14 protein-coding genes are annotated in these 13588 nt (G+C 64.2%); 3 read left to right on the plus strand and 11 right to left on the minus strand.

Going from position 1 to position 13588, the window contains the following annotated elements; all coding sequences use genetic code 11:
* Positions 1–26 precede the first annotated feature (26 nt).
* From holA to BRPE64_RS11180, 7 genes are all read right to left on the minus strand, one after another.
* Positions 27–1106, minus strand: a complete 1080-nt coding sequence (holA, locus tag BRPE64_RS11150; RefSeq protein WP_016346221.1) for a DNA polymerase III subunit delta — start codon at positions 1104–1106, stop codon at positions 27–29.
* 19 nt (positions 1107–1125) lie between these two features.
* Positions 1126–1728 (minus strand): LPS-assembly lipoprotein LptE, encoded by a 603-nt coding sequence (locus BRPE64_RS11155; protein ID WP_016346222.1) that lies wholly within the window; start codon positions 1726–1728, stop codon positions 1126–1128.
* On the minus strand, positions 1728–4322 hold the full coding sequence (gene leuS / locus BRPE64_RS11160; protein ID WP_016346223.1) for a leucine--tRNA ligase: 2595 nt from the start codon (positions 4320–4322) through the stop codon (positions 1728–1730). The genes BRPE64_RS11155 and leuS overlap by 1 nt, the downstream gene beginning before the upstream one ends.
* Positions 4323–4558: 236 nt before the next feature.
* A complete protein-coding gene (locus BRPE64_RS11165) occupies positions 4559–4999 on the minus strand; it encodes an ExbD/TolR family protein (RefSeq protein WP_016346224.1) in 441 nt (146 codons plus the stop codon).
* Between the two features lie 10 nt (positions 5000–5009).
* On the minus strand, positions 5010–5675 hold the full coding sequence (locus BRPE64_RS11170; protein WP_016346225.1) for a MotA/TolQ/ExbB proton channel family protein: 666 nt from the start codon (positions 5673–5675) through the stop codon (positions 5010–5012).
* Between the two features lie 15 nt (positions 5676–5690).
* Positions 5691–6488 carry a 4-hydroxy-tetrahydrodipicolinate reductase gene (dapB, locus tag BRPE64_RS11175; protein ID WP_044041562.1) on the minus strand — a complete coding sequence of 266 codons (798 nt, stop codon included), beginning with the start codon at positions 6486–6488 and terminating at the stop codon, positions 5691–5693.
* A 102-nt stretch (positions 6489–6590) separates the two neighbouring features.
* Complete coding sequence (locus tag BRPE64_RS11180; RefSeq protein ID WP_044041563.1) at positions 6591–7385, minus strand: outer membrane protein assembly factor BamE; 795 nt, start codon at positions 7383–7385, stop codon at positions 6591–6593.
* A 175-nt stretch (positions 7386–7560) separates the two neighbouring features.
* Between BRPE64_RS11180 and fur the strand changes: the two genes are divergently transcribed.
* Complete coding sequence (gene fur / locus BRPE64_RS11185; RefSeq protein ID WP_016346228.1) at positions 7561–7989, plus strand: ferric iron uptake transcriptional regulator; 429 nt, start codon at positions 7561–7563, stop codon at positions 7987–7989.
* Positions 7990–8135: 146 nt separating this feature from the next.
* Here the strand turns inward: fur and BRPE64_RS11190 are convergent, their stop codons facing one another.
* The 3 genes from BRPE64_RS11190 to BRPE64_RS11200 are packed head-to-tail and all read right to left on the minus strand — an operon-like array spanning position 8136 to position 11030.
* Positions 8136–8645 (minus strand): ureidoglycolate lyase, encoded by a 510-nt coding sequence (locus tag BRPE64_RS11190; protein WP_016346229.1) that lies wholly within the window; start codon positions 8643–8645, stop codon positions 8136–8138.
* Positions 8642–9652 carry an allantoicase gene (gene alc / locus BRPE64_RS11195; RefSeq protein WP_016346230.1) on the minus strand — a complete coding sequence of 337 codons (1011 nt, stop codon included), beginning with the start codon at positions 9650–9652 and terminating at the stop codon, positions 8642–8644. The genes BRPE64_RS11190 and alc overlap by 4 nt, the downstream gene beginning before the upstream one ends.
* Before the next feature lie 58 nt (positions 9653–9710).
* On the minus strand, positions 9711–11030 hold the full coding sequence (locus BRPE64_RS11200; protein WP_016346231.1) for a C4-dicarboxylate transporter DctA: 1320 nt from the start codon (positions 11028–11030) through the stop codon (positions 9711–9713).
* A gap of 229 nt (positions 11031–11259) precedes the next feature.
* On the opposite strand from BRPE64_RS11200, the gene BRPE64_RS11205 reads away from it, so the two are divergent.
* Entirely contained in the window at positions 11260–11955 is a 696-nt protein-coding gene (locus BRPE64_RS11205) for a FadR/GntR family transcriptional regulator (RefSeq protein ID WP_016346232.1), read from the plus strand.
* 114 nt (positions 11956–12069) lie between these two features.
* A complete protein-coding gene (locus BRPE64_RS11210) occupies positions 12070–12459 on the plus strand; it encodes a hypothetical protein (RefSeq protein ID WP_016346233.1) in 390 nt (129 codons plus the stop codon).
* A gap of 104 nt (positions 12460–12563) precedes the next feature.
* On the opposite strand, the gene gap is transcribed toward BRPE64_RS11210, so the two are convergent.
* Positions 12564–13574 (minus strand): type I glyceraldehyde-3-phosphate dehydrogenase, encoded by a 1011-nt coding sequence (gene gap / locus BRPE64_RS11215; RefSeq protein WP_016346234.1) that lies wholly within the window; start codon positions 13572–13574, stop codon positions 12564–12566.
* Positions 13575–13588: the final 14 nt, after the last annotated feature.

Below are 13588 nucleotides of genomic sequence, written 5' to 3' on the forward strand. Positions count from 1 at the left end.
CGGCAACAGCGCACGACGAAGGCGGCCTAGCGACGCGGCCGTGGCGCCGATGCCGGTTTGCCGCCTGCGACCGCCATCGCCAGTTCGAACATGCCGGCCCACGGATCGGGCGGCGGCTCGCTGCCGCGCTTGCCCGTGCTGCCGGACAAACCCTTGACCTGACGATCGAGCCGCGCCGCCAGCGACAGCGCGCGTTCCAGCGCTTCGTCGGTCACGCGTGCGAGCGCCGGGCCGATCAGCCGTTCGCGCGGCCCCCACACGCGGTTCTCGCGCATGAGCGTGGCAAGCGGCTTGCCCGACGCGACGCCGCGCTTGATGCGCAACAGCGTGCGCACTTCCTCGACGAGCGCCCACAGCACGAGCACGGCGGCCTCGCCTTCGCCCTTCAGGCCGTCGAGCATGCGCGCGAGGCGCCCGATATCGCCGGTGAGCATCGCTTCGTTGAGCTTGAACACGTCGTAGCGCGCGACATTGAGCACGGCGTCGTGGATCTGCTCGAAGGTGAGCACGCCTTCGGGATACAAAAGCCCGAGCTTCTGGATTTCCTGATGCGCGGCCAGCAGATTGCCTTCCACCCGTTCTGCCACGAATGCGAGCGCGCGCCGCCCTTCTTCGCCCGGCGCCACGCGCTGGCCTTGTTGCGCGAGCCGCTGACCGACCCACATCGGCAATTGCGCGCGCTCGACCGGATCGATCTTCAGCGCGACGCCCGCGCCGAGCAACGCCGAAAACCACGCGGATTTCTGCGTTGCGGCGTCCAGACGCGGCAGCGTGACGAGCGTCACGACATCGGGATTGTCGGCGCCGGCGAGCGTCTTCAGCGCGTCTGCGCCTTCCTTGCCGGGCTTGCCGGTGGGAATGCGCAACTCGATCAGCTGACGGTCGCCGAACAGCGACATCGACTGCGTCGCCCCGATGAGCGCGCTCCAGTCGAAGCCGCGCTCGACCGTGAACACGGAGCGGTCCGTAAAACCGCTCGCGCGCGCGGTGGCCCGGATGCGGTCGCACGCTTCCTGCGCGAGCAGATGCTCGTCGCCGTAGACGACGTACAGACCCTTCAGGCCTTTCGCGAGATGCGCATCGAGCGCGTCGAGCTTCAGTTGCATGAGCGAGCGCCGCGGACGATCAGAGCGGCGGCGTCGGCAGCGGCGCGCGCGGCGCGACGCCCGGCGTCTGCTCGCCCGGCGCCGGATGCAGCGAACGCACGACCGCCAGACGGCGCGTCAGCTGATCGACGGCGTCGTTGCGCATGTCGTTGTAGAGGAGCGTCGCTTCCTGCCCTTTGGCGAGCGTGTACTGGTCGCTGTAGGTCATCGCGCGATTCAGCGCAATCACGCTCGGCGGGATCAGCAGCGTGCCGTCGGCGCCATACAGCGAGTAGCTCAGGTTGTAGATGAGCTCATATTCCTGCACCACGCCCTGCGAATTCAGGCTGAGCGTGCTGAGACCCGTGCCTTCCGACAGATTGAGCGTTGCGTCCGGCTTCTCGAACGGCTTGACGATGACCGTGTCGCTGCCGCCCTGCACCAGGCGCTCGAGACGCGCGACCATCTGCGGCGCGCCGCCCGTGATCGCCAGCCGCTTGAACGCGTAGTCCTGCTGTCCGCGCAACTGGAAGCCGCATGCGGACAGCGCGGCCGCGCCGCCCAAGAGCGCGAGAAACGAACGCCTGCTTACGCCTTTTTCGACGGCTTTCCCGGTCACATCGACTCCCTTGGCTTTGCGCATCAAACGACCACGTTCACGAGACGGCCCGGCACCACGATCACCTTCTTCGGCGCGCGGCCTTCCGCAAACTTCTCGAACATTTCATGCGCGACCGCCGCTTTCTCGATAGCTTCGCGCGATGCGTCCTTCGCCACCGTCAGCGCGCCGCGCACTTTGCCGTTCACTTGCAGCACGAGTTCGATCTCCGCCTGTTCGAGCGCGGCTTCGTCGACCTTGGGCCAGGGCGCGTCGAGCAGCGGACCGAAGCTGGCGTCGTAACCGAGTTCCGACCACAACTGGAACGTGACGTGCGGCACCACCGGATACAGCACGCGCAACAGCACGCTGAAGGTTTCGTTGAGCACGCCGTCGCCCGCGCTCTTCGCGCCGTCGAGCGCGTTGAGCATCTTCATGGCGGCGGACACGACCGTGTTGTACTGCAGACGGCCGTAGTCGAAATCGGCCTGCTTGAGCACGGTGTAAATTTCGCGGCGCAGCGCTTTGTCGGCGTCGCCGAGCGTCGATGCGTCGAGCTTGCCGTGCTGGCGCAGCACGTGTGCATTGTCGTGCGCGAAGTGCCACACGCGGCGCAGGAAGCGGCTCGCGCCTTCCACGCCCGCGCCCGACCATTCGAGCGACTGCTCCGGCGGCGCGGCGAACATCACGAACAGACGCGCGGTGTCCGCGCCGTACTGGTCGATCAGCGTCTGCGGATCGACGCCGTTGTTCTTCGACTTCGACATCTTCTCGACGCCGCCGAGCACGACCGGCTGGCCGTCGGCGATGTGCGTCGCGCCCGTCGGACGGCCCTTGTCGTCGTGCGCCACGGTGACTTCGAGCGGGTTGTACCAGGTCTTCTTGCCCGACGCGTCTTCGCGATAGAACGTCTCGTTCAGCACCATGCCCTGCGTGAGCAGGTTCTTCGCCGGTTCGCCGAACTTGACGAGGCCCATGTCGCGCATGACCTTCGTCCAGAAGCGCGAATACAACAGGTGAAGAATCGCGTGTTCGATCCCGCCGATGTACTGATCCATCGGCATCCAGTAGTCGGTGCGCTCATCGACCATGGTCTTGGCGTCCGGCGCGCTGTAGCGCGAGAAGTACCAGGACGAATCGACGAAGGTGTCCATGGTGTCGGTTTCGCGCTTCGCCGCCGCGCCGCACTTCGGGCACGCGCAGTTGAGGAACGCTTCCGACTTTGCGAGCGGATTGCCCGTGCCGTCCGGCACGAGGTCTTCCGGCAGCACGACAGGCAGATCCTTCTCGGGCACCGGCACGTCGCCGCAGCTCGGGCAGTGGATGATCGGGATCGGCGTGCCCCAATAGCGCTGACGCGAAATGCCCCAGTCGCGCAGACGCCAGGTGATCTGCTTGTCGCCGAAGCCTTTCGCCTTGAGATCCGCGGCGATGGCTTCGATCGCCTCTTCGGTGGTGAGGCCGTCGTACTTGCCGCTGTTGATGAGGCGGCCGGCGGTCTTGTCGCCGTACCACTCTTCCCACGCGTCCGTCGAATAGGTCTTGCCCTCGACCGCGATCACCTGATTGATCGGCAAATCGTATTTCTTCGCGAACGCGAAGTCGCGTTCGTCATGCGACGGCACGCCCATCACCGCGCCTTCGCCGTAGGACATCAGCACGTAATTGCCGACCCACACTTCGACCTGCGCGCCCGTCAGCGGATGCGTGACGAAGAAGCCCGTGGGCATGCCCTTCTTTTCCATCGTGGCGACATCCGCTTCCGCGACGCCGCCGCGCTTGCATTCCTCGATGAACGCCTGAAGGTCCGCGTTATCGCGCGCGAGACGCGTGGCGAGCGGATGCTCCGCCGCGACCGCCGCGAACGTGACGCCCATGATGGTGTCGGCCCGCGTGGTGAACACGCGCAGCAGCTTCGCTTCGCCGTCGATCTCATACGGGAAGCCGAAATTCACGCCGAAGCTCTTGCCGATCCAGTTCTGCTGCATGATCTTGACGCGCTCGGGCCAGCCGAGGCCTTCGAGATCGTCGAGCAGTTGATCGGCGTAGTCGGTGATGCGCAGGTAGTACATCGGGATTTCGCGCTTTTCGACGAGCGCGCCCGAGCGCCAGCCGCGCCCGTCGATGACCTGTTCGTTGGCGAGCACGGTCTGATCGACCGGATCCCAGTTCACCGTGCCCGTCTTTTTGTACGCGATGCCCTTTTCCAGCATCTTCAGAAACAGCCACTGGTTCCACTTGTAGTACTCGGGCGAGCAGGTGGCGACTTCGCGCGACCAGTCGATGGCGAGGCCCATGGACTGCATCTGCTTCTTCATGTACGCGATGTTGTCGTACGTCCACTTTGCCGGCGGCACGTTGTTCGCCATGGCCGCGTTCTCGGCGGGCATGCCGAACGCGTCCCAGCCCATCGGCATGAGCGTGTTGTGACCGTTCATGCGCAGATAACGGTACATCACGTCGTTGATGGTGTAGTTGCGCACGTGACCCATGTGCAGCTTGCCCGACGGATACGGCAGCATCGAGACGCAATAGAACTTGGGCTTGGCCGACGTCTCGGTCGTCCGGTAGACGTCGTTCGCGCGCCAGTTGCTCTGCGCGGCGGATTCGACGTCGGCGGGTACGTATTTATCGTGCATGGTGTGGTGGCTTTACGCTAATGCTGGGAACGGACCTCGGGACCTGCCGCGTGCGCTTCGGCTTCGCCGCCTGGCTTGAAACGGGGCTGGCGCTACGTCGGATTCTGGCCTGCTGGCGGCGCTCTGCGTGCCAGACGGACAAAAACGGGCAAATCGCGATTATACCGTTCGATGCGCCGCCGCTGGCGCGCAGACCGGTTCTGGCGCGGGGTTCGGCGCGGGGCTCAGTGCGGGGTTCAGTGCGCGGGCGTATTCGCCGGCGGCCGCACAGGCTGCGTGACGAAGCCGATGCGCGCGAGCCCTGCCTGCTGCGCGGCGCCCATCACCTGCGCGATGACGTCATAACGCGTCCCGGCCGACGCCCGCAGGTGCAGCTCAGGCGGTTGCGCGGTTTTGCCGGCGTCGGCGAAACGCGTGCGCATCTGCTCGAAACTGACGGGCGTATCGTTCCAGAAAAGCTTGCCGGCGTCGTCGATGGACAGCGTGACGGTTTGCGGCGTCTCGCGCGCGGGTTGCGACGCGACCTTCGGCAAATCGAGCCGGATCGCGTGCGTGAAGAGCGGCGCCGTGATGATGAAGATGACGAGCAGCACCAGCATGACGTCGATGAGCGGCGTCATGTTGATGTCCGCCATGGGCTGGCTGTTGGGCTTGTTTTCGAGTCCGCCGAAGGCCATTGCGGGGCTCCTAGTTGCCTTTGCCACACACGAACGCATGCAGATCGTGCGCGAAGCCGTCCAGCTCCTCCGAAACCTGCCGCACATAGCGCCCGAGCACGTTATAGGCAAGCACCGCCGGAATCGCGACGACCAGCCCGAACGCCGTCATGATGAGCGCCTCGCCGACCGGCCCCGCGACGTTCTCGATCATCGCCTGCCCGCTCGACGCGATGCTGCCGAGCGCGTGATAAATGCCCCAGACAGTGCCGAGCAAGCCGACGAACGGCGCGGTCGCGCCCACCGATGCGAGCAGCACTTGGCCGAACTCGAGCCGCCGCTGCGACTTCAGCAGCGCCTGCCGAAGCGCCCGCAAGACGCGCTCGCTGCGCTCCACTTGCGCCAGCAACGCGCCCGGCATTTCCGCCTGCGACGCGCGCCACGCGGCCTCGGCGAGCGGCAGGAACACGCGCTCGCGATCCGTGCGCCGCAACGCGCCGATGCCGTCCGTCAGACTCGCCGCCTGCCAGAAGTGCTGCAATGCGCGCGGCCCCTGCCATTTGGCGCGCGCGAGAATCCACGCCTTCACGAGCAGGAAACACCAGCTCGCGAGCGACATCGCCAGCAGCAAGCCGGCGACGGCGTGCGTGACGGCGTCGCCGGATTGCAAATAATGGATGACGCCAGTTTCCGCCATGGTCACGAGCCGGGATCAGCGCAGGCCGAGCACGTCCTGCATATCGAAGAAGCCCCGCTCGTGGCCTTCGAGGAAACGTACGGCGCGCAGCGCGCCCTGAGCGTAGGAGAGACGGCTTGCGGATTTGTGCGTGATCTCGATGCGCTCGCCGATGCCCGCGAACAACACCGTGTGATCGCCGACGATATCGCCGCCGCGGATCGCCGAAAAGCCGATGGTCGACGGATCGCGCTCGCCCGTCACGCCTTCGCGCGCGTACACGGCGCAGTCCTTCAGATCGCGCCCGAGCGCCTTGGCGATCACTTCGCCCATGCCGAGCGCCGTGCCCGACGGCGCATCGACCTTGTGACGGTGATGCGCCTCGATGATCTCGATGTCGTAACCCTGCGAGAAATGCTTCGCCGCGAATTCGAGCAGCTTCATCGTGACATTCACGCCGACGCTCATGTTCGGCGCGAACACCACGCCGATCTTCTCGCCTGCCTTCTTCAACTGCGCTTTCTGCTCGTCGGAGAAACCGGTCGTGCCGATGATCATCCTCACGTTATGTCGCAGCGCCGCGTCGAGATGCGCGAGCGTGCCTTCGGGTCGCGTGAAGTCGATCAGATAATCGGCGTCGGCGAACACGCGCTCGATGTCGTCGGTCAGCAAAACGCCCGTGGTCTTGCCGAGAAACGCGCCCGCGTCCTGGCCGAGTTGCGGCACGCCGGGCCGGTCGAGCGCGCCCGTGAGTTGCGCGTCCGGATCAGAGAGAACGGTTTCGATCAGCATCCGGCCCATGCGGCCCGATGCGCCGGCGATGGCGATCTTCATGGCAGTCTCGTGTCGAACCGCGCAACCCGCACGCGATGGATTTTGCAAATTGAAATGCAGCAGGAAGCCGCGCACGGCGCGCGGCTTCCCGGGAGGGCCGGATTACTGCGGCATGGTGAACTGCGCCTGACCGCCCGCGTTCGGCGGCGTAGGCGACGTGCTCGCCGGTCCCACCGCGCTGCTGTCCGGAATGTTGATCTGCTGCGGCTTGCGCTGAAGCTGGATCTGGGAGTTGCTGCCGCCCGCGCCCGCCGAACCCGGCGCACCGCCCGCACTTTGCGGCGCGCTGCTGTACGTCGACGAACGCTGGCGGCCCGTGGGCATATCGACCTGCGCCGTCGCGCGATTGGCGGCCTGCGCGGCTTCCTGATTGGCGTCACCCGCGAACGCCGCCGCCGTGTTCGGCTGCGTGGACGGTTCGCCGGACGGAGCGGTCACTGCAACCGTCGATGCCGCCGGCACCGATGCCGCCGTGGGCGCCGCTGCGGTCTTCGCGACCTTGACGCCCTTGTCGCCGTCGATCTCGGCGAGCAATTCCAGGTTCGACGGCAGATTCTCGCCGCCCGACCAGCTCACCACACGATCGCTCGCGAAGTTCACGACGAAATCACGCTGCTGAACCACGGAAGTGGACCCGCGCTTGAAATAGAACACGTAGTCCCAGCGGTCCGCGTGGAACATGTCGGTCAGAAGCGGCGTGCCGAGGATCTGTCTCACCTGATCGCGCGACATGCCGACCTGCATCTGCGCGGCCGCTTCCGCCGAAACGAAGTTGCCTTGCACAACCGTGATCCGATACGGCGTGATGCTTTGTGCAATTTTCTGTGTGACGCTGTCGTACGCCGAGCAGCCGGCGAGTAATGCGGCCAAAGTTGCTGCGATCACGATTCCCCGCATGCGACGGCTCTCCCTGCTATTCGATAAAGATTTTGAAAACATTTCACCTTTCACGCGAGATGCCCGGAGGCCGCGCTCCATTCGTCCGGTTCCGCCTGAGACGGTACAGGATGTCGGGAATCGGAAAAACACATTACTATGACAACCTTGAATTGTACTCTAGGGATGCCTAGCCATGACCAATCCCTCCGATCTCAAAAATATCGGACTCAAGGCGACGCTGCCCCGCCTCAAGATCCTCGAAATTTTTCAGCATAGTCCGGTGCGCCATCTGACTGCCGAAGACGTGTATCGAAGCCTGCTCAACGAAGAGCTCGATATCGGTCTCGCGACGGTTTATCGCGTGCTCACGCAGTTCGAGCAGGCCGGTCTGCTGTCGCGGAGCAATTTCGAATCGGGCAAGGCGGTCTTCGAGCTCAACGAGGGTTCGCACCACGATCACCTCGTGTGTCTCGACTGCGGGCGCGTCGAAGAGTTCTTCGATGCCGAGATCGAACGCCGCCAGCAATCGATCGCGAAGGAACGCGGTTTCAAGCTCCACGAGCATGCGCTTGCGCTGTACGGCACATGCACGAAGGAAAACTGCCCGCATCGGAAGCACTGAGCGGCGCGCCGGCTTCCGGCGCGTTGACGTAAAAACCGCCGTCCATCGGCTCGATGGACGGCGGTTTCGTTTCGCCCCTACGTTTTGCGGTTTGCGTCTGCGATCGATTCGCAGTCGCATTCGCTTTTACGTGCTGAATGATGAAACTAGGCAGCGCGCGCCGCGGCTTCGATCAACGTATAGGTTTCGGGCAGCGCGATCTCGTCGCAGTTCGGCTGATCGCCGCCACGGTCCACGACGATGAAATCGCCCTCTCGGTCGAGCACGATGAGCGGGTGATGCCACACGCCGCGCGCATAGTTCACGCCTTGCCAGCCGCGCGCATGAAACGCGCGCAGGCCCGCCGCGTCGAACTCGCCCGCCGGCGCGACCACCACGAGATAGCGCACCTGCGCAAGCGGCACGAACGCCTGACTGCCGAGCGGATGCCGCTCCATCATCGAGATCGCGACGGGCTGCGGACGCGGCTGTCCGCGAAACACGTTGATGAGCGGCCGCCCGCCGCTCTCGAAACCGATATCGACGTTCGCCAGATCGTGGAAGCGTTCAGTCGTGCCCGCGTTGATCGGAAAGTGGCGCGCGCCTTCGAGTTCGATGACATCCCCGAACGGCGCGAACGCTTCGCGCGTGAGCGGCTCCAGCGTGAGCGTCTTCATTCGAGTTCACCGAAAATGCGCAGCCGCGATACGCCGCCATCCGGAAAAATGTTGAAGCGCACGTGCGTGACGGGCCCGAGCGCCGCGATCTCCTTCTCGAAGCGATGCACGTTGTCCATCGCGAGCTTTTGCTCGTCGAGCAGCACTGGCCAGAACATCGCCTGCGTGACGAGCGAGTCGTCCGTCCCGCCGGTGACGCGCGCCGCTTGCAGCGAACAGCGGTCCGGAAAATTGCCCTTGAAGTGCGCGGTATCGACTTCGATCGCGCGGATCACGCCCGGCGCGGCCAGCGCGACAATCGCCCAGTCGTTGCCGGGCTCGCGGCGGCGGCGCGTCTCCCAGCCGTCGCCCATGTTCACGCCGCGCCCGGGCATCAGCATTTGCGAAGCTGGCCCGAAATGCTGATTGTTCGCCGCGACGAGATACGCGCCGTTTTCGATCGCGGCCAGATCCAGCAGCGTGCCGCGCTCGACGCGCGAAAAATCCGTCTTCGGCTGGCCGTAGACACGCAGCCGCGCGATGCCGCCATCCGGATAGATATTCACACGCAGATGCGTGTAGGCGCGCCCGTCCGCGATCTCGAGATAGTGATGATGATTGCCCTTGAGCGTCGTCGCCGGGACGATCTCGCGCCAGTCGCCGTCTTCCTGCGGATTGGCGCTGGCGCTGTAGCACGCCTCGATCGACGCGGCCGGCGGAAAGTTGCCGGTGAAGTGACTCGTATCGATGTCGATGCCGTGAATCACGCCCGCGCGCGCCAACTTGACGATGCAGTAGTCGTAGCCCGTCGTGCGCTTGCGGCGCGTCTCCCAGCCGTCCATCCACTTGCCGTGTTCGTCGTATTTGCCGGGGATGAACACTGCGGGCTGAGGCTCCAGCATGCGTTCCTTCGGCGCGAAGAATTCGTCGGTCGCGAAGAGCGCCTGCGCGCCGAGACGCGGGTCCGCCAGGTTCATGTAGCGGCGCGCGAAGGCGGGAGCGTCTGCGTCGAGAATCGGGTTGGCCATATCAGTTTCCTTCGGTTTCTCTCAGTTGCGATGATGTTCGTACCGGCTTCAGACCGGTTCAGAGTGCATGCGCGGGTTCGTGGCCGTGCGCGTGTTCCGGCGCGGCCGGCACGAAGCGGTATTCGGCGTCCTGGTCGAGCACGCGCTGGGCGCGCGCCCGGTCGATGTCCTTCTCCCACACCGCCACGACCACCGTCGCCACGCAGTTGCCGATCAGATTGGTGACGGCACGCGCGATGCCGACGAACCAGTCGACCGGCAGAATCAGCACGAGGCCGAGCACGGGAATGGCGGGAATGGCGGAGAGCGTCGCGGCGAGAATCACGATCGCCGAGCCGGGAATGCCGTGCGCGCCCTTCGACGTCACCAGCGACACCAGCACGACGACGATCAGGTCATGCAGCGACAGCGGCGTATTGGTCGCCTGCGCGATGAAAATCACCGCGAGCGTCAGATAGATCGAGAAGCCGTCGAGGTTGAACGAATAGCCGGTCGGGATCACGAGACCGACGGTCGAATCCTTGATGCCCATCCATTCGAGCTTGCGCATGATCTGCGGCAACACAGCATCCGACGACGCCGTGCCGAGCACGATCGACAGTTCCTCGCGCAGATAGCGCACGAGCTTGAAGATGGAGAAGCCCGCGAGCCGCATCACCACCGCCAGCACGACGAACACGAACAGGAAGCAGCTTGCGTAGAACACCATGACGAGCAGGCCGAGCTGCTTGAGCGACGCGACGCCGTACTGGCCGGTCGTGAACGCGATGGCGCCGAGCACGCCGAGCGGCGCGAGCTTGATGATGAACGACATGATGCGGAAGAACACCGTCGACAGTTCGTCGATGAACAGCGTCACGCGCTGCGCCTTGTTGCCGAGCATCGAGAGCGCCGAACCGAACAGCACGGCAAAGACGAGTACTTGCAGGATGTCGCCCTTCGCGAAGGCGTCGATGGCGGTGTCGGGAATGATCTTCAGCAGAAAGCCTGCGGTGTCCTTGAGGCTCTTCGCGTGCTCCGTGTAGGTGGTGAGCGACGCCGCATTGAGCGTATGCAGGTCGATGTTCATGCCGACGCCCGGGCGCGTCACCCACGCCAGAATCGCGCCGATCACGAGCGCGAGCGTCGTCATGATCTCGAAGTAGATCACCGCCTTCAGCCCGACGCGCCCGACCTTCTTCAGATCGCCCGCGCTCGCCATGCCGCTCACGACCACGCAGAAGACGATCGGCCCGATCACCATCTTGATGAGCTTCAGAAAGCCGTCGCCCAGCGGCCGCAACGACTGGCCGAATTGCGGAAAGAGCGCGCCCACCACCACGCCGATGACCAACGCGATCATTACCCTGCCGAACAGCGAATTCAGAAATCTCGACACGACCGTCTCCTGGTTTAATGTCTCAGAATCGGAGCAACTGTTCCGACTGGTCGGACCAGTGCTGTGATGGGGAATATTAGAAAGCCGATATAGGCCCGTCAAGCACGCTTTCGTAGCGGTTTACCCTGTTTATAACGGGCATGGAAACGCAGGCGCACAAAAGCGCACGCACGTCTGGCCGGCGCGCGCATACAATGGCGGTCAGACCGGCCAATACAGTTTTCTTCCTATGAAAAACGTCCCGCACACCGTGACCGACGCTGCGATCGCGACCATTCGCGAGCGCATCGAATCGAGCGTGTATCCGGTCGGGAGCCTGCTGCCGGCGCAGCGGCAGTTATCGGAAGAACTGGCGATCAGCCGGGCTTCGCTGCGCGAGGCGCTCTCGACACTCGAAGCGCTCGGATTGCTGCACATCCGGCCCGGCAAGGGCGTGTACGTCAACAGCGCGCAGGCGAGCAACGCGCATCCGTGGCGTTTCGACGATCAGGCGTCGCTGCCCGACACCTATCAGATGCGGTTCGCGCTGGAAGGCTTCGTTGCGCGGCTGGCGGCGCACTCCATCGGCGATTCCGATATCGACTGGCTCGACGACAACCTCGAATCGCTCAGGGGCGCGCTCGAAGAAGCGGAACTGGATGAGGCGGCGCAGCTCGATTTCGCGTTTCACATGCGCATCGTGAGTCTTGCGGGCAATGCGGCCATCGAATCGATCCTGCGCGGCAGCGCCGAGATCATGAAGGAGAGTCAGCGTCTGCCGTTCTATCGGCGCGAACTGGTGCTGTCGACCTATCACGAGCACGCGGTCATTATCGAAGCGCTCAAGGCGCGGGACGGCGAGAAGGCCGGCATGGCGATCGAGCGGCACATCGTCAATGCGGCGCAGCGCGCGGGCGTGCATTTCCCGGTGCCCGGCAAGCCGTGAACGCACGCGGCACTTCTTTTGATGTTGCGGGTCTCAGCAAGGGCCGCGCGTGATGGAGGTTTCTATCCGCTTGCGCTGCCCTGCAATTCGCGAACATCAAGAGGAGCAGCGTCGATGGACATGCAACAACTCGTTTCAGAATTTCTCTCGTCGGAACACGGCGCGCAGGCCACGCAGGCGCTGACCGATCAGGGCTTCAGTCCCGAAGATAGTCAGCAGATGCTCGGTACCGCGGCGGAAACCGCGCACGCGCACGCCGAAGAACAGAGCCAGGGCTTGCTCGGCAATCAGCCCGGCAAGAGTTTTTTCGCGGCGTTCGCTGCCGGGCTCGTACGCGGTGACGGTTTTCTGAAATCGATGGAGGAAGGTGGCGAAGGCGTTCTCACGGGGCGCATCGCCGAATCGATCGCCGCGCGCATGGGGATGGATCCCGGCACGGCATCCACGGTTGCGGCGGCCGCGACGCCCTATGTCGTCGCGTTTCTGCGGGAAAAGCTCGCATAGCGCAGCGCAAGGCTGAAGCACCAAAAACAAAGCCGCTCCGAAGAGCGGCTTTGTCATTTCAGCGGTTGAAGCTCGTCTTGCCTTAACTTCGCCTTTACTTAGCCTTACTTGGCGTTAGCCAGCGCCACGGCCGTATCCAGCATGCGGTTCGAGAAGCCCCACTCGTTGTCGTACCAGCTCGACACCTTCACGAGACGGCCCGACACCTTGGTCAGCGTCGAATCGAACGTCGACGAAGCCGGGTTGTGGTTGAAGTCGATCGACACCAGCGGCGCGTCGTTGTAGCCCAGGATGCCCTTCAGCGCGCCTTCCGACGCTTCCTTCATGATCTTGTTGACTTCTTCGACCGTCGTGTCGCGCGCGGCGATGAACGAGAGATCGACAACCGACACGTTGATCGTCGGGACGCGGATTGCGTAGCCATCGAGCTTGCCGTTCAGTTCCGGCAGCACGAGACCGACTGCGGAAGCGGCGCCCGTCTTCGTCGGGATCTGGCTGTGCGTGGCCGAGCGCGCGCGGCGGAGGTCTTCGTGATACACGTCGGTCAGAACCTGATCGTTCGTGTATGCATGGATCGTGGTCATCAGACCGTTCACCAGGCCGATCTTGTCGTTCAGCGGCTTGACGAGCGGCGCCAGGCAGTTCGTCGTGCACGATGCGTTCGAGATGACCGTGTCCGACGCCTTCAGCACGTGATGGTTCACGCCATACACGACGGTCGCATCCACGTCCTTGCCGCCGGGCGCCGAGATGATGACCTTCTTCGCGCCACCCTTGATGTGCGCGCTCGCCTTTTCCTTCGTCGTGAAGAAGCCCGTGCACTCCAGCACCACGTCGACCTTCAGTTCGCCCCACGGCAGTTCGGCCGGGTTGCGGTTCGCCAGCACGCGGATCTTGTCGCCATTGACGACGAGGTAATCGCCGTCCACCGACACTTCGCCGGGGAACTTGCCGTGCGCCGTGTCGTACTGCGTCAGGTGCGCGTTGGTCTTGGCATCGCCGAGATCGTTGATGGCGACGATCTCGATGTCGTGCTTCTTGCCGTTTTCATAGAAGGCGCGCAGCGTGTTGCGGCCGATCCGGCCGTAGCCGTTGATTGCAACGCGAATCGTCATGGTCTATCTCCTTG

This window comes from Caballeronia insecticola, assembly GCF_000402035.1.
Taxonomy (GTDB): Bacteria; Pseudomonadota; Gammaproteobacteria; order Burkholderiales; family Burkholderiaceae; genus Caballeronia; species Caballeronia insecticola.